This is a genomic window from Azospirillum canadense (genome assembly GCF_025961225.1).
Classification (GTDB): domain Bacteria; phylum Pseudomonadota; class Alphaproteobacteria; order Azospirillales; family Azospirillaceae; genus Azospirillum; species Azospirillum canadense.
Map to the genome: position 1 here is coordinate 1,189,640 of NZ_JAOQNG010000010.1, position 22,574 is coordinate 1,212,213.

Annotated in this window: 15 protein-coding genes; 5 read left to right on the forward strand and 10 right to left on the reverse strand. The window is 71.1% G+C overall.

All coding sequences use genetic code 11. The features are described from left to right. Positions 1-28: 28 nt before the first annotated feature. The 3 genes from M2351_RS41325 to M2351_RS41335 all read right to left on the reverse strand — a co-directional run bounded on the left by M2351_RS41325 (position 29) and on the right by M2351_RS41335 (position 4,832). Positions 29-3,154 carry an efflux RND transporter permease subunit gene (locus M2351_RS41325; protein WP_264661764.1) on the reverse strand — a complete coding sequence of 1,042 codons (3,126 nt, stop codon included), beginning with the start codon at positions 3,152-3,154 and terminating at the stop codon, positions 29-31. Positions 3,155-3,158: 4 nt separating this feature from the next. After that, positions 3,159-4,301, reverse strand: a complete 1,143-nt coding sequence (locus M2351_RS41330; RefSeq protein WP_264661765.1) for an efflux RND transporter periplasmic adaptor subunit — start codon at positions 4,299-4,301, stop codon at positions 3,159-3,161. A gap of 141 nt (positions 4,302-4,442) precedes the next feature. Continuing rightward, a complete protein-coding gene (locus tag M2351_RS41335) occupies positions 4,443-4,832 on the reverse strand; it encodes a hypothetical protein (protein WP_264661766.1) in 390 nt (129 codons plus the stop codon). Positions 4,833-4,991: 159 nt separating this feature from the next. Here M2351_RS41335 and M2351_RS41340 point away from each other — a divergent pair, with 159 nt between their 5' ends. Further along, positions 4,992-5,822, forward strand: coding sequence for a phosphodiesterase (locus M2351_RS41340; RefSeq protein WP_264661767.1), 831 nt, complete (start codon positions 4,992-4,994; stop codon positions 5,820-5,822). On the opposite strand, the gene M2351_RS41345 is transcribed toward M2351_RS41340, so the two are convergent. Then, entirely contained in the window at positions 5,780-6,631 is an 852-nt protein-coding gene (locus M2351_RS41345) for a glycosyltransferase family 2 protein (RefSeq protein WP_264661768.1), read from the reverse strand. The two genes, M2351_RS41340 and M2351_RS41345, sit on opposite strands and share 43 nt — an antisense overlap. Positions 6,632-6,893: 262 nt before the next feature. Here M2351_RS41345 and M2351_RS41350 point away from each other — a divergent pair, with 262 nt between their 5' ends. After that, the gene (locus M2351_RS41350) at positions 6,894-7,520 is read left to right on the forward strand and encodes an ATP-dependent Clp protease proteolytic subunit (protein WP_264661769.1); all 627 of its coding nucleotides are present in this window, start codon (positions 6,894-6,896) and stop codon (positions 7,518-7,520) included. Positions 7,521-7,639: 119 nt separating this feature from the next. Here M2351_RS41350 and M2351_RS41355 read toward each other — a convergent pair whose 3' ends face one another. Both M2351_RS41355 and M2351_RS41360 read right to left on the reverse strand, forming a co-directional pair. Next, positions 7,640-7,846, reverse strand: coding sequence for a hypothetical protein (locus M2351_RS41355; RefSeq protein ID WP_264661770.1), 207 nt, complete (start codon positions 7,844-7,846; stop codon positions 7,640-7,642). A gap of 40 nt (positions 7,847-7,886) precedes the next feature. Further along, positions 7,887-8,546 (reverse strand): hypothetical protein, encoded by a 660-nt coding sequence (locus M2351_RS41360; protein ID WP_264661771.1) that lies wholly within the window; start codon positions 8,544-8,546, stop codon positions 7,887-7,889. A gap of 236 nt (positions 8,547-8,782) precedes the next feature. On the opposite strand from M2351_RS41360, the gene M2351_RS41365 reads away from it, so the two are divergent. Beyond that, complete coding sequence (locus M2351_RS41365; protein ID WP_264661772.1) at positions 8,783-10,264, forward strand: tetratricopeptide repeat protein; 1,482 nt, start codon at positions 8,783-8,785, stop codon at positions 10,262-10,264. A gap of 5 nt (positions 10,265-10,269) precedes the next feature. Here the strand turns inward: M2351_RS41365 and M2351_RS41370 are convergent, their stop codons facing one another. Both M2351_RS41370 and M2351_RS41375 read right to left on the reverse strand, forming a co-directional pair. Then, complete coding sequence (locus M2351_RS41370; protein ID WP_264661773.1) at positions 10,270-10,635, reverse strand: hypothetical protein; 366 nt, start codon at positions 10,633-10,635, stop codon at positions 10,270-10,272. Next, on the reverse strand, positions 10,632-11,885 hold the full coding sequence (locus M2351_RS41375; protein WP_264661774.1) for a tetratricopeptide repeat protein: 1,254 nt from the start codon (positions 11,883-11,885) through the stop codon (positions 10,632-10,634). The genes M2351_RS41370 and M2351_RS41375 overlap by 4 nt, the downstream gene beginning before the upstream one ends. A gap of 179 nt (positions 11,886-12,064) precedes the next feature. Between M2351_RS41375 and M2351_RS41380 the strand changes: the two genes are divergently transcribed. Beyond that, positions 12,065-15,649 carry a tetratricopeptide repeat protein gene (locus M2351_RS41380; protein ID WP_264661775.1) on the forward strand — a complete coding sequence of 1,195 codons (3,585 nt, stop codon included), beginning with the start codon at positions 12,065-12,067 and terminating at the stop codon, positions 15,647-15,649. A 225-nt stretch (positions 15,650-15,874) separates the two neighbouring features. Further along, complete coding sequence (locus M2351_RS41385) at positions 15,875-16,057, forward strand: YdcH family protein (RefSeq protein ID WP_264661776.1); 183 nt, start codon at positions 15,875-15,877, stop codon at positions 16,055-16,057. A gap of 69 nt (positions 16,058-16,126) precedes the next feature. On the opposite strand, the gene M2351_RS41390 is transcribed toward M2351_RS41385, so the two are convergent. Both M2351_RS41390 and M2351_RS41395 read right to left on the reverse strand, forming a co-directional pair. Beyond that, positions 16,127-22,114, reverse strand: a complete 5,988-nt coding sequence (locus M2351_RS41390) for a tetratricopeptide repeat protein (RefSeq protein WP_264661777.1) — start codon at positions 22,112-22,114, stop codon at positions 16,127-16,129. Continuing rightward, entirely contained in the window at positions 22,111-22,536 is a 426-nt protein-coding gene (locus tag M2351_RS41395) for a flagellar biosynthesis repressor FlbT (RefSeq protein ID WP_264661778.1), read from the reverse strand. Before M2351_RS41395 ends, M2351_RS41390 begins: the two co-directional genes overlap by 4 nt. Positions 22,537-22,574: the final 38 nt, after the last annotated feature.

Below are 22,574 nucleotides of genomic sequence, written 5' to 3' on the forward strand. Positions count from 1 at the left end.
GGAGAGGGAACTAGAAAGAGGGTCGTGATCACTCCGCCGGGCGCGGCGTGGCCCCGTGCGGCGGGTGGGCGGTGACGTCCTCCTCCGCGGGGAAGGGCTTCTTCTTGGCGATGTAGCTGTAGACCGTCGGCACGACGAACAGCGTCAGGAAGGTGCCCAGCATCATGCCGCCGACGATCACCGCGCCGATGGCCTGCCGGCTCTCGCCGCCGGCGCCGTGGGCGTTGGCGAGCGGCAAGGCGCCCAGCACCATGGCGCCGGTGGTCATCAGGATGGGGCGCAGGCGCAGAACAGCCGCCTCCTCCACCGCCTTGCGGATGTCCACCCCCTCGCGCTGGAGCTGGTTGGCGAACTCCACGATCAGGATGCCGTGCTTGGTGATCAGGCCGACCAGTGTGACGAGGCCGATCTGGCTGTACACGTTCATCGTGGCGCCGGTGAAATGCAGCGCCGCCAGCGCGCCGGTCATCGACAGCGGCACGGTCAGCATGATGACGAAGGGGTCGATGAAGCTTTCGAACTGTGCGGCCAGCACGAGATAGATGAAGGCTAGCGCCAGCACGAAGACGAAGTAGAGGCCGGTTGCCGATTCGCGGAACTCGCGGCTCTGGCCGGCGTAGTCGGTTTGGGCGGTGACGGGGAGGACGCGGTTCGCCGCGTCCCGCAGGTAGCCCAGCGCCTCGCCCAGCGAGGTGCCCGGCGCGAGCGTGGCGGTGATGGTGACGGAGCGCAGCTTGTTGAAGTGGTTCAGCTCCTTGGGCGCCACCCGCTCCTCCACGTGGACGAGGTTGGCGAGCGAGATCATCGACCCCACGGTGGTGCCGACCCCGGTCGCCGACGCCATGGGCGGCGTGCCGCGCACGTAGATGGAGGCGATGTCGTCCGGGTTGCGCCGGTCCACGTCCGCGACCTTCACGATCACGTCGTACTGCTTGCCTTCCTTCTTGAAGCGCGTCACCTGCCGGCCGCCGAGCAGCGTTTCCAGGGTGCGGCCCACCGTGTCCACGTCCACGCCCAGGTCGGCCGCCTTGTCGCGGTCGATGGTGATGCGCAGCTCCGGCTTGTTCAACTTGAGGTCGGTGTCGAGGTTGGTCAGGCCGGGGAACTTGCGCGCCTCCGCCAGCAGGCCGTCGACCATCTTCTGAAGCTCGCCGTAGGGAAGCGAGCTTTGGATGACGAAGTTGACCGGCTTTTCCACCGGGCTCTGGCCCAGCGACGGCGGGTTGGTGACGAAGGCCAGGATGCCGGGGATGCCGAACATCTTCGGGAACAGCTGCGCGGTGATCGCCTGCTGCTTCACATCGCGCTGGTCCCAATCGACGAGGCGGACGAAGCTGATGCCCTGGTTCACCACCGGGAAGCCCACCACGACGAAGAACTTCTCCAGCACCGGGATGTCGCGGAACAGCGCTTCCATGCGCTTGGCGTAGCCCTCGGTGTAATCGAGCGTGGAGCCTTCCGGCGCGATGGCGATGCCGACGATGGTGCCGCGGTCCTCCACCGGCGCCAGCTCCGACTTCAGGCCGGTGAACAGGGTGTAGCTGAGCCCCGCGACGACCGCCCCGACCAGCAGCACCAGCGGCCGGGCGCGCAGCGACAGGCGCAGGATCGCGCGGTAGCCGTTGGTCATGCCGTTCAGCAGCCGCTCGATGGCGTTGTAGACGACGTTGTGCTTGGTCTGGTGCTTCAGCAGCTTGGAACACATCATCGGCGACAGCGTCAGGGCGACGAAGCCCGACACGATCACCGCACCAGCCAGAGTCAGCGCGAATTCGGAGAAGAGGCGCCCGGTGCGGCCGGTCATGAAGCCGATGGGGGCGTAGACCGCGGCCAGCGTGATGGTCATGGCGATGACCGCGAAGCCGATCTCCTTGGAGCCCTTCAGCGCCGCCTGGAAGGGGGGCATCCCTTCCTCCACGTGGCGGTAGATGTTCTCCAGCATCACGATGGCGTCGTCGACGACGAGGCCGATGGCCAGCACCATGGACAGCAGCGTCAGCGTGTTGACGGAGAAGCCGAAAGCGTACATCAGCGCGAAGGCGCCGATCAGCGACACGGGGATGGTCACCAGCGGCACCAGCGTGGCGCGAAGGCTGCGCAGGAAGACGAAGATGACCAGCACGACCAGCACGATCGCCTCGAAGATCGTGTGGAACACCGCGTCGATCGACCGGGCGATGAAGACGGAGCTGTCGTAGGCGACGTCCACCCCCATGCCGTCGGGCACGGCGGCGCGGATCTTCGGCAGCGCCTCGTTGACCGCCTTGGACACGTCCAGCGGGTTGGCGGTGGACTGCTTCACCACGCCGATGGCGACGGCCGGGCGGCCGTTGAAGCGGGCGCTGACGCGCTCGTCCAGCGCGCCGACCTCGGCATGGCCGACGTCCTTGAGGCGGACGAGGTAGCCGGCCTCGTCGCGCAGGATGATGCGGTCGAACTCCTCGGGCGTGCGCAGGTCGGTTTCCGACACCACGGTGAACTCGCGCGCCTTGCTCTCCACGCGGCCGGCGGGGATCTCCACGTTCTGCTTGCGCAGCGCGTTCTCCACGTCCTGCGGCGTGACGCGGTAGGCGGCCATGCGCTGCGGGTCGAGCCACAGCCGCATGGCGAAGCGCCGCTCGCCGAAGATGCGCACCTGGGCGACGCCGGGCAGGTTCTGCAGGCGGTCCTTGACGTAGCGGTCGGCGAAGTCGGTGACGTCCAGCGACGAATGCCGGTCGGAGGAGAAGGCGAGGTAGAGGATCGGCTGGGCGTCGGCCTCCACCTTCGCGATGACCGGCTCGTCGATCTCGTTGGGCAGCTGGGCGCGCACGCGGCCAGTGCGGTCGCGCACGTCGCTGGCCGCCACGTCCACGTTGCGGTCCAGGCGGAAGCGGAGCGTGATCTGGCTCTTCTCCGCGCGGCTGATGGAAGACATCACGTCGATGCCCTCGATGCCGGACAGGCTGTCCTCCAGGATCTGGGTGACCTGGGTCTCGATGATCTCGGCGGACGCGCCCTTGTAGGTGGTCTCCACCGTCACGACGGGCTCGTCGATCTTCGGGTATTCGCGCACCGACAGGCGCTGGTAGGAGACGAGGCCGATCAGCATGAGCGCGAGGCTCATCACCGTCGCCAGGACCGGCCGGCGGATGGAGATGTCGGAGAGGACCATCGTATCAGCTCCCCGCCGGCTTGGCGTTCATGACCGCGACCGAGGCGCCGTCACGGATCTTCAGTTGGCCGGCGGTGACAACCATGTCGCCCGGCTTCAGGCCGTCCGCAATCTCCACCTCCGCGTTACGACGGCCGCCGAGCGTCACGGGGGCCTGCACGGCCTTGCCCTCCACGACCTTGAAGACGAACTGCTTGTTGCCGAAGGCGACGATCGACTGCTCCGGCACCAGCACGGCGTTCGGCTGGGTGTCGATGGTCAGGCTGACGCGGGCGAACAGGCCGGGGCGCAAGGACCCGTCGGTGTTGGCGACGCGGGCGCGGACCGCCACGGCGCGGCCGTTCACGTCGACCAGCGGGTCGATGGCGATGACCTTGCCGTCGAAGGTCCGGCCGGCGAAGGCGTCCACCGCGACCTGGAGCGTCTGCCCGGTCTTGACCGCGGGCAGGTACAGTTCCGGCACGCGGAAGTCGAGCTTCAGGGTGTCGATGGCCTCAAGGTTCACGATGTCCTTGCCGGCGGCCACCACGTCGCCGACCGAGACCTTGCGCAGGCCCAGCACACCGTCGAAGGGGGCGACCAGGGTCATCTTCTCCAGCTGCGCCTTGGCGAGCTGGATCGCCGCCTCGTCGGCCTGGAGCTTGGCCTGCGCCTGCTCCTTGTTGCGGGCGGGGCCGGTCTTCTGCCGGAACAGCTCGTCGGCACGGTTCAGCTCCGCGCGGGAAAAGGCGATGCTCGCCTGCGCCTGGGCCAGGGTGGCGCGGGCGATGCTGTCGTCCAGCCGGATCAGCACGGCGCCCTTCTTGACGGCCTGCCCTTCCTGGAAGGCGATCTCGGCGATCTTGCCGGCGACCTCCGGCCGGATGACAACCGATTCGTTGGACAGGAGCGAGCCCACCGCGGTCACCGTGCGCGACACGGCACCGACACGGACCGGCACCGCCTCCACCGGCATCGGCGGCATGCCGCCGGGGGGGCCGCCGGCCGGACCGCCCGGCTTCGCGGCGGACGCGCCGCCGGGCGAGGGAACGACCGTCCCGGCCAGCAGCGTCTCGATGGTCCCGCCCTGCTTCACGAAGTACCAGTAGGCGCCACCGCCGAGGGCGACCAGAACCAGAAGGGCGACGATCCGAAGCGTGTGGCGCATGAAAACGGGACCCGGACAAGCCCTTCCGCGCGCGGCGGAGCGGATGGGACGTTTCGTTTCAACCGCGCCGCGATAGGAGGCGGGCAGCGAACTGAACTCTATCGTTCAATTTTCCGCCGAAGTCGAGAAAGTTGCGCGCCTTTACGCAGTATACAGGCGATCCGTCCCGGAAACCATCTGCCCACCCTGCATAATCAGCCGTTCCCCGTCGGCGGTGACCAGCGCCAGATCGGCGGGCATGCCGGGTCCGATGCGGCCGCCAGCGTTCAAGGGGGCGTTCAAGGGGACGACGCTGCCGCCGTCCAGGCACAGGCCCGGCGCGCAGCAGGGCGACTCGCCGGCAGGCAGGATGGCGCGGATGATCCCCTGCTCAATGCGGAGGTCGGCAAGCAACGCGCCGTCCGGCCCGACAGGAGGCCCGATAGGAGGACTGTCGGCGGCGAGGTGAGCGGCGTCGATTCGCGCGCGCTTCAGCCAGAACTTCCCATTCGACAGCAGACGCCCGAGCAGGCAGGTGGTGGAGGTGCCCATACCCCATCCCGATGCAACACGACCGATCTGTCGAGTACGATAGTCATCGAAGTGTAAAGGAAGGTTTGCCGCCCGACGGAATGCTTGCCCGCCGTTGCAAAATCGGCGATGTCGATGCCCGGGAAAACCTCCCGGCAACAATCCATCGATGGGTGCCCGATGCTGATCGCCCAGATCTCCGACCTGCATGTGACGGCGCCCGGAAGCACCCCCACCACCGACTACGACACCAACGCGCGGCTGGCGGCGGCGATCGCCCACCTGAACGCGCTGGACCCGCGGCCCGACCTGGTGCTGATCACCGGCGACCTGATCAACGGCCCGAAGCCTGGCGAGTACGAGGCGCTGGCGGAGATTCTGGCGCCGCTCGCCATCCCCTACCGGGTGCTGGCCGGCAACCACGACGACCGCGACGGGCTGCGGCGGACCTTCGCCGGCGCGGGCTGGATGCCCATGGCCAACGAGGTCATCCAGGGCGACTTCATCCAGTACGCCGTGGAAGAGTTTCCCGTCCGCATCCTGATGCTCGACTCGGTGGTGGCGGGCAGCCCGGTGGGCGCCCTGTGCGAGCGGCGACTCGCCTGGACGGCGGAGCGGCTGGCCGAGCAGCCGGAGCGGCCGACCATCATCGCCCTGCACCACCCGCCCTTCGACACCGGGCTCGCCTTCCTGGACACGCTGCGCTGCCTGGACGGGGCGGACGAACTGGGTCGGTTGGTACAGGCGAACCGGAACGTGCTGGCCATTCTCAGCGGCCACACCCACCGGCAGACCGCGCTGAACTGGAACGGCGCCTACGGCTATGTGGCGCCGTCGATCGCCTACCAGATCGCGCTGGACCTGACGCCGGAGCCGCCCTACCGCTGGACGGAGGAGGCGTCCGCCCTGGCGCTGCACCTGTACCGGCCGGGCGCCGGGCTGATCACGCACCTGAGCCCGGTCGGCGACTACCCGGCCAAGGACTTCTCCCGCAAGGCCAGGAATTCCTGAAAGTTGGCGCAGCGGCCGGCCCGGTGCGCGGCCTCATAGGCGGCGTTCAGGGCGCGCTTGGCCTCCAGCGCGGCGGCGAAGCGGTGACGAATGGACTCGTCCCCGATGCGCAGCCCGTCACCCGCCAGCCGGGCGAGGACGTGGCGGTAGCAGCGCTCCGCACGGTCGCCGCTGTCGGCGGAAAAGGTGATGGAGCCCTCGCGCTGCCGGTACTCGTAGAGCGGCTGGCCGACCAGCGGCAGCGGGCCGACGCGGTCGATGACCTGGACGTTGAAGACCACGTCGTCGCAGAAATTGACATCCTCCTCCCAACCGGGGACGAGGTCGCGGCGCACCACCGGGAACATCGGCACGGAGGTCGCCAGGAACGCCTCACCGTCGAGTTCGCCCACCTCCTCCGTCGGCGGGAAGAGGGTGGAGAGCGGCGCGCCGTCGCGGTCGCGCACCACGGCCACATTGTCCACCGCGGCACCATGCCGCAGCGCCAGCGGTGCCAGCCGGGCGAGCCGGTTGGGCAGGAAGCGGTCGTCGGCGTCGAGCGGCGCCACCAACGGCTTCGACGCGGCGCGGAGCCCGGCGTTGCGGGCCGCCGGCGCGCCGGCCCCGACCCGGCCGGTGCCGGTGAAGACCAGCCGCGGGCTGCCCAGCCCGGCCGCCTCCAGCGTGGCGCGGTAGTCGGTCCCGTCGTCGCTGACGACCACCGCCTCCCAGTCGGCCCAACCCTGGTCCAGCAGGCTGGAAACGGCGCGCGCGATCGTGTCGTGCGCCCGGTGGGCCGCGATGATGACCGAGACTCCGCCCCCGTCCATACCCAAACTCCCCTTGCCGCCCGGCAGTGTGCCGAGTGGGGAACCGAAGGCGCAAGTCCGAAGCGGGGCCTATGCCGATCTCCGGGGGGCCGTCCCAATGGCAACTGGGCGGGATTTGGCGTTGCGGCCCGTTGAACATTGACCCCATACGGGCTATGTGGAGAGCCGAGAGGCGCGATGCGGCTCACATCCGATGGCCTGATAAAGGCACGACAGCCGAAGCCCCCGATAGACTATGCCGACGTCAGGGAGATCAAAAACGATGGCGCACGACGGATATACCCGCTTCGACGACGAACCCGAGCAGGAGCCGGACGAGAAGTCGAAGGAAAGCGCCCAGCCGCCCTTCGCGGCCGTGCAGTCGAACCTGTTCAAGGCGCGTACGGTCCTGATCTTCGGCCAGATCGACATGAAGCTGGCGCAGGCGGTTTCCGCCCAGCTGCTGGCTTTGGCGCATGAGAGCAACGACGACATCACGGTGGTGGTGAACTCCCCCGGCGGCCACGTCGAGGCGGGCGACACCATCCACGACATGATCCGCTTCGTGAAGCCGCGCGTGAAGATGCTCGGCACCGGCTGGGTCGCCAGCGCGGGCTGCCACATCTTCCTGGCCGCGAAGAAGGAAGACCGCTTCTGCCTGCCCAACACCCGCTTCCTGATCCACCAGCCGCTGGGCGGCACGGGCGGACGCGCGACGGACATCGCCATCGAGGCGAAGGAAATCATCCGCATGCGCGAGCGCCTGAACCGGATCATCGCGCGTGAGACGGGCCAGTCCTACGAGAAGGTCGCGAAGGACACCGACCGGAACTTCTGGATGCAGGCCGACGAAGCCCGCGAATATGGCATCGTCAGCCACATCATCGACACCTTCGATGAGCTGAAGTAACCGGCGCCATCCGGACACGCAAAAGCCCCTCCCACCCGGGAGGGGCTTTTTTCTTGGCCGCAAGCGTCGCCGCAAGTGTCATTCAGCGATGCAGCCCGTCCGGCCCATCACCGGGTTGATCACACCACGATGTTCAGGTTCTGGCCGCGCGTCGCCGTGACGTTGCCGCCGGAGCCGCTGCCGGCGGGCTGGAGCAGGCTGGTGACGGCCTGTTGCTGTTGCTGGGCCGACTGGTTCAGCGTCTTCATGCCGAAATCGGCCTGACCCTGCGCCTGACGCAGGCCGATGGCCGCGCCCAGGGATGAGGAGGTGACGTCGAGTGCCATGGGTCAGAGACCTTCAAAGGACCTGAACCGGATCGTCCGGTCAGATAACCACGTTGACGCGGGCGCTGCCGGCTCCCGAGGAGGAGACCGACGGTGCGGCGGCGTGCGTGGTTGCGGGTGTGGAGTGTACCACGGTTGGTGGATAGCCGGAAGTGGTGTGCGGCCCCGATCCCGCCCGGCCCGGCAAAGCGGTCCCTTGGCCGGTCCCTTGACCGGTCGCTTGACCGGTCGCTTGACCGGTCGCTTGACCCAGACCCTGTCCGGCTCCCTGGCTTGTGGCGAGGTCGCCCGCCCCGGTTCCCTGTCCCTGCTGGCGGGCCTGCCCGCCGTCGGCGCCGCCCACGAGCAGTTGCAGGGACGAACGGCCGTCCTTCCGGTCCTTCTGCGCTTCCCGGTACTGCTTCAGCGCGGCCTCGGTCGGGATCTGCTCGACCGTCGCACCGTCGGCCGGATCGCGGAACAGAAGGACGAGGCGCGACGCGCCCTGGTCGAACCGGACGGCGACGCGCGGGTAGCGCCCGAGGACCGGCAGGTCTTCGCTGGATTTTCCGGTATCAACCTTGACCGCCGACGTGTCCCCGGAAGCGTCCGCCGCGGGCGGAGTCCCGGCGCCGGCCCCTTTCTCAGCGGCAACGCCGCTGCGGGCCGCCATGACGGGCAACGGCACCTGGGCCGTTGCGGTGGCGAGGGCCACGTTCATGACAGGAACACCGATCTATGGACACGATCAGGATCCGATATTGCATCCAATGCCGAGCATTGTAAAGGGTTTGTTCATTATTATACGGTCTACGACCAAAGTCGAAATCCCGGTGGCTGTTCACGATTCTGTGAGTTCGCATTTCGGTACGTCCGGCCAAGGCTCCCAATCTTTTTACAGGCGGGCGAACACGCCCGCGCTTGCGGATCGCCGGCGGCGCCCTTAAGCCTTCGCCCATGGCTACGATCGCGGAAGCGCTGGCGCTTGCCCTGGACCACCACCTCGCCGGCCGGCTGGCCGAGGCGCAGGAACTCTACCACCGCATCCTGGACGCCGAGCCGGACCAGCCCGACGCCCTACATTTCCTGGGCGTGCTGGCGGGCCAAGTGGGGGAACACGCACTCGGCCTGCAGTTGATCGGCCGCGCGCTGGCCCAGCGGCTGGACGCGGCGGACATGCACGCCAACATCGCCAACGTCTGGCGGGCCGCCGCAAGGCCGGCGGAGGCCGTGGCGTCCTACCGGCGCGCCATCGCCCTACAACCCGGCTTCGCCGAGGCCTGGACGGACCTGGCCAACACGCTGCATCACAGCGGCGACACCCGCCGCGCCATCGCGGCGCTGGAGCGGGCCGTGGCCACGGCACCGGCCCTGGACGTGGCGCGCGAACGGCTGGGCGCCCTGCTGCACGAGCGCGGCCGGCTGCTGGTGGAGGCCGGGATGGGCGTGGAATCGCTGCCCGTTCTGGCCCGCGCGGCGGCGCTGCTGCCGCTGGACGCCGACATCGCCTTCCTGCACGGCAACGCGCTGTTCGCGCTGGGCCTGCGGGAGGACTCGCTGGCCGCCTACCGCAACGCACTGGCGATCACCCCAGACTTCCCGTCGGCGGCCCTGAACCTGGGCATTGCGCTGGGCGCGGTGGACCGGTTGCCGGAATCCGCCGCCGCGCTGGAATGCGCCGCGCGGCTGGACGTGCGCCACACCGAGGCGATCGACCGGCTGGTCGTGGCGCTGGCCCTGCTCGGGCGGGAGGAGGAGGCGGTCGCCTGGGGCGAGCGGGCGCTGGCGCTGAAGGACCGGGCGGCGCTGGCCCACGCCCCCGCCCTGCCGGCCTTGCCCGCCACGCCGCGGGACGCCGAGGCGCGGCGGCGCAAGGTCATCGCCTTCGCTTTGACGGGAAGCGGCGAGAAGGCCATGGGCGGCCTCTTGCAGAACCTGAGTTTGGCGTCGGCGCTCCATCCCGGCTGGGATTGCCGCGTCTACCACGACCACGCGCTGCCCGCCGCGGTGCTGGCGGAGCTGGCGGAGCTGACCGCCGCCGGGGCCGCCCTCGTTCCCGTCCCCATGGCCGGAGATCCCGACGGCGCCTACGCCCGGCTGGCCGTCGCCGACGACCCGGCGGTGGAGCGCTTCCTCTGCCGTGACGCCACGGTGCTGCTCACGCCGTCGCAGGCGGACGCGGTGGCGGCCTGGGAGGCGTCCGGCCTGCCCTTCCACGTGATGCGCGACGGTGTGCTGGACACGGAGATGATGCCCGGCGGGCAATGGGGAGGCATCGCCGGCCTGCTGCCGGACCTGCTGCCCCTGGTCGACCGCTACGCCGCGGCCGAGCCCGACGCCGACCGGTTCCTGCGCCGCATCGTCTGGCCGATGATCCGCGACCGCGCGCTGGTCCACGACCGCCACCACCGCCGGCACGGCCTGCCCTTCCCAGGCTGAGCGCCTCAGCCCTTGAACAGGCCGGAGTAGGCCAGCGCCGCGAGGAGGACGCTGAGCAGCAGCGTCACGATCGACGCCAGGAACCAGCGCAGGGTCTTCGTGTATTCGGCCTCGTCATCGTCGGAAATCTGGAGCGACCGCCAGAGACAGACCATCTGGAAGAGGATGGAGGCGGCGAGGATGAAGGCCGCGACAACGGACGGCACAGTCCAGGCCCCTTCCGCCTCGAAACTCCAGAAGCGCAGGAAGACGAGCGAGAAGCCGAGAATCACCGTGACGGCGGTGATGATGCCCTGCCGGTAGCCCGGCGGCAGCTCCTTGCGCGCCGGTTTGGCGGCCGGATTGGCGGGAGGCTCGGGCGTGTCGCTCATGATTCCACCTCCCGCACCGCGACCACGACCAGCCCGTCCACCGGCTCGCCGCTTTCGAAACGCAGGGTGTCGTGGGACAGGCGGGCCACGCCCAGACCCGCGGCGCCGAGGCAGCCGCGGACATACCCCTCGGCGTGGGCGTAGCGGCCGTGCGGGCTGACGCGGTGGGGTTCCGCCGCTTCCTCCAGCCGCTCCACCGTGAAGGCGAGCCGTCCGCCGGGGCGGAGTGCCGCCGCGGCCTGCGCCAGCACCGCGTCGAGCGCGCCGAAGTAGCACAGCACGTCGGCCGCCACGATTAGGTCGAAGGCGCCGGGCTGGCCGGCGAGAAAGGCGCCCAGCTCCGCTTCCGCCAGTCCGTCGTAGAGGCCGCGCGCGCGGGCGTGGTCCAGCATGCCCGGCGACAGGTCCACCCCGACCAGCCGGCGCGCCCAGGGTCGCAGGAAGGGTGCGCAGAGACCGGTGCCGCAACCGGCGTCGAGCACCGCGAGGATGCCGTCGGGCTCCACCCCCATCGCCTGCCGAAGGGCGTCGGCCAGCAGGCCCGGCGCGCGGTAGCCGAGTTCGGCCAGCTTCGTCTCGAACTCGCCGGCGAAATGGTCGAACACCTGCCGGACATAGGCGTCGGACGCCCGGTCTTCGGTGGCGAACCCGGCCAGCGCCGCGCCGATGTGGCGCGCCACGGGGTGGTCCGGATGGTCGCGCAGCCACAGACGGGCGAGTTGCCCGGCCTCCTCCGTGCGCCCGTCCTCGTGCAGCAGGTAGAGCGCGCCGGACAGGTTGTCGTGCGCCTCGTCCCAGTCCGGCCGCAGAGCCAGCGCCCGCCGGTAGACGTCCGCGGATTCAGTCAGCCGGTCCTGCTCGCGCAGCAGGTTGGCGAGGTTGTTGAACGCCTCCGCATAGTCCGGCCGCATCGCCAGGGCGCGGCGGAAGGAGCGCTCGGCCGATCCCGCCTCGCCCACCGCCTTCAGGGCCGACGCAAGGTTGTAGTGGACCAGCGGGTGGTCGAGCCCGCAGGCGAGCGTCTGCTGGTAAGCGGCCACCGCGTCGGCCGCCCGGCCCAGGGCGCGCAGCACGTTGCCGAGGTTGTTGTGCGCCTCCGCCAGCCGCGGGTCGAGGGCCAGTGCGCGGCGGTAAACGGACTCCGCCTCAACGGCACAGCCCTGCTCGGCCAGCGCGTTGGCCTCCGCGAAGAGGCGCTGGGCCTTCGCGGCGAATCCGCCCAGGCGGAAAGGGGTGCTCGGTTCGGTCACGGACAGCCTCCCGGCGGCAGTGCAGTAACAAGGGGGCGGTTGGATGGGGGCGGCAACAACAGCTTCTTTACCTGGATCGGCGGATCATGGCACTCCCTTCCGCAGGCCCCAGCCCAAGCCCAAACGGGGCAGAGGATTGGGGCGGGGCGGGACCGGCAACGGACGATAAGGCGACGACGATGGACGAGCGCGCGGAACACGGCACGGCGAACGAGATCGCCGCAGCGCTCGGCCGCGCGGTCGGGCACCATCGGGCGGGCCGCCTGCGCGACGCGGAGCGCGAGTACCGCGCCGTGCTGACCGCCGACCCGCACCACCCCGACGCGCTGCACCTTCTGGGCGTGCTGGCGCTCCAGGTCGACCAGCCGACGGCGGCGGTGGAGCTGATCGGCCGCGCGATCGGGCATGACGGCGGGGTGGCCGACTTCCACGACAATCTCGGCAGCGCGCTGGCGGCCCTGAACCGCCATGCGGAGGCGGCGGATGCCCACCGCCGGGCGATCGCGCTGGCCCCCGGGTCGGCACAGCCGCGCTACAACCTCGGCAACGCGTTGCAGGCACAGGACTTGCCAGGACTGGCGACGCTGGCCTTCACCGCGGCGGTCGAGCTGCGGCCGGACTACGCCAAGGCCTGGTACAACCTGGGCAACACGCTGCGCGCCCAGCACCGCACCGCCGACGCGGTGCGGGCGCTGCAACGCGCGGTGCGGCTGGCCCCGGCCATGGTCGAGGCGCACAACAACCTGAGCGACGCGCTGACCGCCAGCGGCCGGCTGGACGAGGCGCTGGCCCAGACGCGCTTCGTGCTGCGCCAGCGGCCCGACGACGCCAAAGCGCACTACAATCTCGGTGCCGTCCTACAGAAGAAGCAGGCCTACGAAAGCGCGGAGATCGCCTACCGCGAGGCCCTGAAGCGCGACCCCGACCATCTGATGGCGCTGAACAACCTGGGCTCCGTGCTGCAGAAGCTCGGCCGGCTGGACCAAGCGGAGCAGTGCTTCCGCGAGGTGCTGCGGCGCCAGCCCCACTTCGTGGAGGCCATCTACAACCTGGGCAACGCCTTGCAGGCGCAAGGGAAGTTCGACAAGGCCGAGGCCTGCTACGAGGAGGCGCTGGCCCACAACCCCGACCTTGCCACGGCCAGCTACAACCTCGCCCTGCTGGCGCTGCTGCACGGGCAGGTCGGGCGCGGCTGGCAGGGCTACGGGACGCGCTTCGCCGCCGGGCAGGTGGTGCCCGACCGGCGCATCGATGCGCCGCTGTGGCAGGGCGAGGGGCTGCGGGGGCAACGCCTGCTGGTCTGGCGGGAGCAGGGCGTCGGCGACGAGATCCTGTTCGCCTCCTGCTACGCCGAGGTCATCGCCTTCAGCGGCGGGCGCGTGACGATCGAAACGGACCGCCGGCTGGTCAGCCTGTTCGCCCGGTCCTTCCCGCGCGCCACGGTGCGCGCCCAGACGATCGACGCGGAGGGACGGGAGACCATCGTCCCGCCGGATTTCGACCGGCACATCCCGGCCGGATCCCTGCCGCGGCTGCTGCGCTCCACGCTGGCCGGGTTCGACCAGCCCGGCCCGTGGCTGGCGCCCGACCCGGCGCGTGTCGCGCTTTGGCGGGACCGCGTGGCGGCGCTGGGGCCGGGGCTGAAGGTCGGCATCGGCTGGCGCAGCCAGCTGATGACGCCGGAGCGGAAGGCAGCCTACACGACGCTGGACCAGTGGGGGCCGCTGTTCGCGCTGCCGGGCGTCACCTTCGTGAACCTCCAATACGACGACTGCGCGGCGGAGATCGCGGCGGCGGAGGCCCGCTTCGGCGTGCGCATCCACCGCTGGGACGACCTGAACCTGAAAGACGACTTCGAGAGCGCCGCCGCTCTGACGGCCAACCTCGACCTCGTCATCACGCCGGCCATGTCGGCGGGCGAACTGGCCGGCGCGTTGGGCGTGCCGACGTGGCGCTTCGGCCACCGGGACTGGACCCAGCTCGGCACCGGGGCGCGCCCCTGGTTCGCCAGCATGCAGACGTTGCAGCCACCCCCCGGCGAGACGTTCGACGCGGTGATCGCCCGCATGGCCGCCACGCTGGCGCGGCTGGCGCGGGAGGCCGCCGTTCCCGCTCCGCCGCCCCCTCCCTTGGACCAGCCATCGTCCATTGAGGAGCGGCTGACCCAGGCGATCCGGCTTCATCGCGCGGGCCGGCTGGAGGAAGCCATGGCGTCCTACCGCGCCGTCCTCGACCGGCAGCCGGACCACGGCGACGCGCTGCACCTCCTGGGTCTTGCGGCGCACCAGTTCGGCCGGCACGAGGAGGCGGAAGCCAACATCGCCGCCGCCCTGCGGCTGGACCCGGAGTTCCCGGCGGCCTGGAACCACCTGGGGCTGGTCCATCAGGCGCTGGACCGCACGGGCCACGCGCAGGCCTGCTTCGCCCGCGCCATCGCGCTGCGCCCCGACTTCCCGGAGGCGTTGACCCACCTGGGCCTGGGGCTGCACCGGGCGCCGACGATCGCGTCGGCAAAGCGCTGGCACCGGCGCTCCATCACGCTGGCCCCGGAGAATCCGGCCGCCCACACGAACCTGGGCCACGCCTGCGAGGTGACGGGGTCCTTCGCCGAGGCCGCGGGCCATTATCGGACCGCCCTGACCCTGCGCCCGGACTCCGTGGACACGCTGAACAACCTCGGCACCATGGCCAAGGCGGAGGGCCGTGACGAGGACTCCCTGCGGCACATCCGGCGCGCCGTGCGGCTCGACCCCGGACAGCCACTGGCGGCCTGGAACTTCAGCCTGCTGGCGCTGGCGGAGGGGGACCTGGACGCGGGCTGGGCCGGCTACGAACGGCGCTTTTCCGCCCGGCAACTCCAGCGAGCGCGGCGCATCGCGCTGCCGTGGTGGCGCGGCGAAGGTTTGGCCGGGCGGCGCCTGCTGGTCTGGCCGGAGCAGGGGCTGGGCGACGAGGTGCTGTTCGCCTCCTGCTTCGAGGATCTGCGCGACTATGGCGGCACGGGCGGCGGCACGGGCGGCGGCACGGGCGGCGGCGCCGTGGTGATCGAGTGCGACCCCCGGCTGGTCCCTCTGTTCGCCCGCGCCTTCCCTTGGGCGGAAGTGCGCGCGGAGTCCGGCGGCGGCGAAGGCCGCGAGTCCATCGATCCGCCGGACTGCGACCTGCAGGTCGCCGCCGGCTCCCTGCCCGCCCTGTTGCGCCGGCGGTTGGACCGCTTCCCAACCCGGCCAGCCTTCCTCAGCCCGGACCCGGAGCGCGCCGCGCTGTGGCGCCGCCGCGTGGACGCCCTCGGCCCCGGGCTGAAGATCGGCATCAGCTGGCGCAGCCAGATCGTCACCGCGCAGCGCGAGAGCGCCTACACCGCCATCGGCGACTGGAGCCCGGTGCTCGACCTGCCCGGCGTGCAGGCCGTGAACCTGCAATATGGCGATTGCGCCGCGGAACTGGCCGCCTTCGAGCGCGACGGCCGCCGGCGCCTGCACCGCTGGGACGACCTGGACCTGAAGAATGATCTGGAGGGATTGGCCGCCCTGATGGCCGCGCTGGACCTCGTCCTGCTGCCGGCCACCGCGGCGGGTGAGTTGGCGGGCGCGCTGGGCGTGCCGGTGTGGCGCGTCGGGGGCCTGGACTGGACGCAGCTCGGCAGCGGGGCGCGGCCCTGGTTCCCGACCCAGCGCCTGTTCCAGCCCCGTCCGGGAGAGGCACTCGGCGACGTGGTCCGCCGCATTGCCGCCGCGCTGGGCGGTATGGAGCGGACGGCATAGTTGCGCAACAAAGCTCTGCCGAAAGGCGAAGGCCGACAACGAACGGCAAGGCAGAGCCCTATGCGGCGAATTGTCCTACCCCCCATCGTTCGGGGCGGTCATCCCCCGTCTTTGGTGTACTAGGACAAAAGTTTGGGGTTGTTTGGCGCCTCGGATGGGTGAACACTGCTGTCTCCGGCCTGCCGGACTTGGCAGGAGCCGGTTCGATCCGATGGAGAGCAGACCATGCACACTGATGCTCGCCTATCTTCCTTGCAGGAAAAGCACCTGCGTCTCGACCGCGCGATCCTCGACGAGGAAAAGCGCTCTTGGCCGGATGAGAGCGCGATCAAGCGCCTTAAGATCGAGAAGCTGCATGTCAAGGAAGAGATTGATCGCTTGGCCAGAACCTCCCACCGGGTGAATTGACGCGCCCATAGACCTTTCCCGTTTCGGTGAAAAGCCAGGGGTGGTTCATAAAGCCATCTCTGGCTTTTTTTATTTTCCCCCGCGAAGCGGCGACTGCACCAAATGGCGCAGGCGGCGCGCGACCAGGGGCAACGCGCCCGAGGCCGGCTGGCCCGGCGGTGCCGTCACCAGGGTCATGCTGGGGAACCAGGGCCGCGTGCCGGTGCCGAGCGCCGTCCAGTCCCCTCCCGCACCGAACCGCCAGACCGGCACGCCCAGGGCCCCGGCCATCTCCCCGACCGAACTGGCCGGAGTGACCACAAGGTCGAGCCCCACCATCAGCGCCGCGACGCCGTCCAGGTCGTCCTTGAGGTTCAGGTCGGGCCAAGCCTGGACGGCCACGCCGAAGCTCCGCCGCGCCTCCTCCAACTCGGCGGCGCAGTCGCCGTACTGGAGGTTGACGAAGCGGACGCCGGGCACCGCGACGACCGGCCCCCAATCCCCGATGGCGGAATAGGCGCCGCGCCGTTCCGGGTTGATCAGACCGCTGCGCCACGCGATGCCGACCGTCAGCCCCGGCCCCAGGGCGGCCAGCCGCTCCCGCCAGCGCAGGACCTGGGCCGGGTCGGGAACCAGATAGCCCACGCGCGGTGGAAAGTCGGCCAGCCGGCGCCGAAGCAGCCGGGGCAGCGACCCCATCGCCACGTGGCGGTCGATGCCCGCGCAGGGCGCCTCGGGGTCTGCCGGCGCCGGCCGTATGGTCGCCGTCGGGAAGGACCGGGCGAACAGCGGCACGAGCCGGCGGTCGCATTCGACCGTGACGGAGCCCGCCCGCGCGATCAGTTCCGGCAGGCAGCCGGCGAACAGGACCTCGTCGCCGAGGCCCTGCTCCCGCCAGACCAGCAGGCCGAGGCCTGAGGGATCCTCCCCCTCCCAGGGCGGCACCGGCACGACACGCGCCGCCCCGGCCAGGTCCCGCGCGCGGAAGCGATGGTCGTAGCCCCACCAGCCCATCGCCAGGTCGCCGCGCGTCAGGCACAGCAGGCCCTTGTTGAAGGCGGCGGCCGGCTGGTCGGAATCCAGGGCAAGCGCGCGGTCGCACCAGCGCTCCGCCTCCGTCGCCAGCCCGAGGTCGCGCAGCAGGCGACCGAGGTTGGCGAGCGCGTCGGCGGTGCCAGGTTCGAGCGCCAAGGCGCGCTGGAGCGCGTGGTGCGCCGAGGGCCACCGGCCGGATCGCCGTAACGCGACGCCCAGGTTGAGCCAGCCCGCCCCGCGCGCCGGCGCCAGTGCCACGGCGCGCCGGTGGCTCGCGGCCCCGTCGGCGAGGCGGCCCAGGCGGGTCAGGACGGCCCCGCGGTTGTCGTGCGCCTCGGCCAGCCCCGGTTCGGCCATCGCGGCGCGCTGGTGGGCGGCCGCGGCGCCTTCCAGGTCATGCCCGGCTTCCAGGGCGTTGCCGAGGTTGGTCAGGGTGGCGGCCGAGGCCGGCTGCAAGGCGAGCGCCCGGCGGAAGCGGTCCGCAGCGGCGTCCGGCCGGCCCGTGTCGAGAAGGACGGTTCCGAGGCTGGCCTGGGCCGCGGCATAGGCGGGCGTGCGGGACAAGGCCGCCGCGATCCGCTCCGCCGCCGCCTCCGACCGTCCGGTCTGGTGGGCGAGCAGGCCCGACAGGTGCAGCGCCACGGGATGGTCCGGACGCAACCGGAGCACCCGCTCGTACAGGGGGGCGGCGTCGGCGAGCCGGCCGTCGCGGTGATGCCCAGCGGCCTGTTCCAGCAGCGCCTCCGGGTCTGGCGGCGGGGATGGTGGCGGCGGAACGCTCGACGGTTGCGGCATGAGGCCGCGCAGGGCCGCGGCCATGCGGGCCAGGACCTCCCCCAGCCCTTCGCCGGGACGCGGCTGGAACAGGCGCTGGGTCGGGTACCAGGGGCGCGTCCCGGTGCCGAGTTGAGTCCATTCCGGCAGGCCGAAGCGCCAAACCGGCACGCCCAGCGCGCCGCCCAGCTCGCCCGCCGACATGGCCGGCGTGATCAGCAGGTCGAGGTTGACGGTCAGGGCGGCTACGGCCTCGAAATCGTCCTTCAGGTTCAGGTCGGCCCAGCGGTGGATGCGCACGCCGAAGCGCGCCTCCGCCGCCGCGATCTCCGCCGCGCAGTCGCCGTACTGCATGGTGATGAAGGTGACGCCGGGCAGCGCGAACAGCGGCCCCCACTGGTCGAGCGCGGTGTAGCAGTGCCGGCGGTCGCCGTCCATGAGCTGGCTGCGCCACGCGATGCCGAGCTTCAGCCCCGGCCCGAGCGCCGCCAGCCGGTCCCGCCAGAAGGCCACGCGCTGCGGATCGGGTACCAGCCAGGGCTGCGCCGGGAAGCGCTTTAGATCCGGGCGCAGCAGGCGCGGCAGGCTTCCGGCCGCGACCTGCACGTCCACGTCGCGCGGGTCGGGGGTCGGCGGACGAACCGTGGCGCCGGGGAAGGACCGCGCGAACAGCGTGACGAGGCGCCGGTCGCATTCGACGACCAGATGACCCGCCCGGCACTGAAGATCCGGATAGCAGGAGGCGAAGAGGATTTCGTCGCCCACCCCCTGTTCCCGCCAGACCAGGGCGCGGGCGGCCGAGATGTTCTCCCCCCGCCAGCCGCGCGCGGCGAAGCGCCGCGCCTGGTGGCGGAACTGCGGCGAGCCGAACCGCCATTCATGGTCCGCCCAGCCCGGACGCAGCGCGCCCTCCTCCAGCAGAAAAAGCGACAGGTTGTAGCGGGCGGTCGCGAGGTGGGGATCGGCCTGGATCGCGTCGCGGTAGGCGGCCTTCGCCTCCTCCAGGCGGCGCTGGCGCCCCCAATGGATGCCCAGGTTGGCGTGCGCCTCCGCCATGGCCGGGGCGAGGTCCAGCGCACGCCGGTGGCAGGCGAACGCTTCGACGGGCCGGTCGAGCTGGTCGAGCACGCTGCCAAGATGGCTCCAGGCCGCAGCCTCACCCGGCGCGACCCGCATCGCGCGCCGCAGCTGCGCTTCCGCCTCGGGAAGGCGTTGCGCGTCCTGGAGAGCGGATGCCAAGTTGACCAGCTCCGCCACCCCGGACGGCGTCAGGACCAGCGCCAGCCGGTGGCTGCGCGCGGCACCGACCCGGTCGCCCCGGCCGGCGCGGAGATGGCCGAGGTGGGTGTGCGCCGGTCCCAGCCCCGGACGCAGGAGCAGCGCGCGGCCGATGGCAGCCTCCGCCGCATCCGGTTGCCCCAGGGCGCGAAGCAGCGCCGCGTGGTTGACCCAATGCTCCGCCCCATCCGGGCGGGCGGCAATGGCGTGGCGCTGCGCGACCTCCGCCCGGTCGGCGTGCCCCAGCGCCTGCAGGGCGTCGGTCAGCGCCGCGTGGGCGGCGGCGTTTCCGGGATCGGCGGTCGTGGCACGGGCGAGCGCCGCGGCCGCCGCGGCGGGCTCTTCCCGCCGCAGCAACAGGACGCCGAGAAGATGGAGGGCCACGGCATGATCCGGCGACGCGTCGAGCGCCGCGCGGCACAGGCGCTCCGCCGCGGCCGGGTCCCCCGACCGGTGATGGTCGATGGCGTCGGCGACCAGCCGGTCCACGTCCGTTGGAGCGGGCTGGGCCGGGTCGGGCTGGGTCAGATCGGGGGGCGCGGGGTTCCGCATCCGGTCCAGGGTGCGCGCCATGCGGGCCAGCATGTCCTCCAGCCCTTCGCCCGGACGGGGCTGGAACAGGCGTTGCGTCGGGAACCAGGGGCGCACCCCGCTGCCGAGCTGCGTCCAGTCCCTGTGGCCCAGCCGCCAGACCGGCGCGCCCAGCGCGCCGGCCAGCTCGCCCGCGGAAATCGCCGGGGTGATCACGAGGTCGAGCCCGGCGATGAGCGCCGCCGTGCCCTCGAAGTCGTCCCTCAGGTCCAGGTCGTCCCAGCGGTAGATACGCACGCCGAAGCGCGCCTCCGCCGCGGCAAGCTCCGCGGCGCAATCGCCGTACTGCACGTTGACGAAGACGACGCCCGCCAGCGCGAATAGCGGCGCGAAGGCGTCCAGCGTCACGTAGGCGGCCTTGCGGTCGGTCGTCATCATCTGGCTGCGCCAGCCGATTCCGACCTTCAACCCCGGCCCCAGCGCGTCCAGCCTATCCCTCCAGGCTGCGGCGCGGGCCGGATCGGGCGTCAGCCAGGGGGCCGCGTCCGAAAAGGCGGACAGTGCTGGGCGGGCCAAGCGTGGCAGTGCGCCGGCGGCGATGTGCGCGTCGCAATCCATCGGAACGACGGTCTCGCACCCGTCGTCGGTCAGGGTCTCCGCGCGCACCGTGGCCCAGGGGAAGGAGCGCGCGAAGAGGCTGACCAGCCGCGGGTCGCATTCGACCACCATGTGGCTGACCCGCTCCGCCGCCGCGCGGAGGCAGGAGACGAAGAGGATTTCGTCGCCGACCCCCTGCTCCCGCCAGACCAGCAGGCGCTTGCCCGGCATGGGCTCCCCCCGCCAGGGCGGCGCTGCGACGGCCCGGTCGCGGTAGCCCTTGGCGCGGAAGCGCCACTGGTAGGATTCCCAGCCGATGCCGAGCTTCCCAAGCGCCAGGCTGACGAGGCCGAGGTTGAGATGCGCCGCGGCCAGCGACGGGTTGAGGTCGAGGGCGCAGCGCAGCGGCCCCTCCGCCTCGTCCGGCCGGTTGGTCTGCCACAGGAGCATGCCCAGGTTGGCGTGCGCCTCCGCGTTCCGGGCGTCGATCTCCAGGGCCGCGCGATGGGCGGCCTCGGCCTCCTCCGGATGGCCGAGCATCTGGAGCGCCAGGCCGAGCGCGGTGCGCGCCGGCGCGTTGCGCGGGGACAACCGCACGGCGCGGCGGTGCACCGCCAGCGCCTCCGCCCAGCGGTCCAGGGGGTGCAGCGACGTGCCCTGGTTCGTGTAGGCTTCGGCATGGTCGGGCTGAGCGGCGATGGCCATGCGGTGCAGCCGGATCGCCTCCTCGTGGCTGGACACGCTCGCCAGTGCGTTGCCCAGGTTGTCCAGCGCCTTGGCGTAATCGGGGCGGACGGCCAGCGCCCGGCGATAGACCGTCACGGCCTCCTCGGCCCGCTCCAGACTTTCGAGGCCGGTGCCGAGGTTGTTGAGCGCCATGGCGTCGGCCGGTTCCAAGGCCAGGCTGACGCGCAGGGCCGCCGTCGCCTCCCCCGCCGCGCCGAGATCGAGCAAAACCACGCCCAGGTTGTTCCAGGCGCTCGCCAGCATCGGCTCACCGGCCAGGGCGTGGCGGTAGCCGTCCGCCGCCTCGGCCCAGCGCCCCTGGTTCTGCAGCGCGCCGGCGAGCGCGAAGCGCAGGCGCGCGTGTGAAGGATCGGCCTCCAGCGCGGGGCGGAGCGCCGCCTCCGCCTCCGCCCAGCACCGCCGCTCGCCGAGCAGGGTCCCAAGCGCGATGGCGAGGTCGGCGTCGTCGGGGGCGTCCGCCAGCGCGCGGCGCAGGCAGGCATCCGCATCGGGGTGGCGGAGCGTGCACAGGACGAGCGCCAGCGAGCGCCAGGCCGGGGCATGGCCGGGCGACGCCTTGACGGCCTCGTGGAAGCAGACCGCCGCATGGTCGAGGTCACCCAGCTGCTGGTGCAGCAGGCCGAGATTGTGGAGGGTGCCCGGGCGGCCGGGTTCCAGCCGCAACGCCTCGTTGTAGGCCGCCAGGGCGTCGGCGTGGCGCCCCTCTGCCTGCCGGACGGTCCCGAGGTTGCCGAGCGCCTCCGCATAACCGGGCTGCAGGGCAATGGCGCGTCCATAGGCCGCAGCCGCCTCGCCCCAGCGTCCGGCGTCGGCCAGGGTATTGCCCAGGCTGTTGTGGGCTTCCGCAAAGGCCGGATGGGCGGCGATCACGGCGCGGAAGCGGCGCGCAGCGGACTCCGCGCGGCCCGCTTGGTAGTCGGCGATACCGGAGAGGTGGAGCGCGTCCGCGTGGTCCGCCCGCAACGTCAGGATTTGGGCGTAGAGCCGCAGCGCGTCGGCCAGCCGGCCGGCGCGATGGTGGTCGATCGCGGCGTTCAGCCAATCGCCAAGAATCCGGCCCTCACGCGAATCCGCCCGGCCGGTCTTATCGGGGCGGCGATTCCCAATGCGTGTCACGGAGCCGGATCGGAGGAGGAATCACCCGGGCTGCGCGTCGTCTCGTCGGCTGAGTCAGGTCCGCCCCGGAACATCTTCCGGCACAATTTGAGCGCGCGGTAATAGTTGCGCGATTCCACCAGACGCTCGATCTCGTCGAGGTCCTTGGCGCAATCGGGACGCGCTTCCCGCGTTTCGTTCAGGATGGAGGCGAAGCGCTGCAGGTTCAGCGTTCCATCCTCCGGGAAAATGTAGACGAGCTGAATGACGAAATAGAGCTTCTTCTCGATGCAGTCGATCTGCTCTTCCTTCAGCACTTCCCGGCCGCGCAGGAAATTCGCCGTGTTGTAGAGAAAGAAGGAGCCCGGACGGTCTCCGGCCCCGATGACGGCGCCGTTGATGATGACTTTTTCGTTGGGACGAAGAACGAACTTCAAAGGCATGACAACCGACCCGGTCTTGGCTGGGCGGTGCGGGAAAC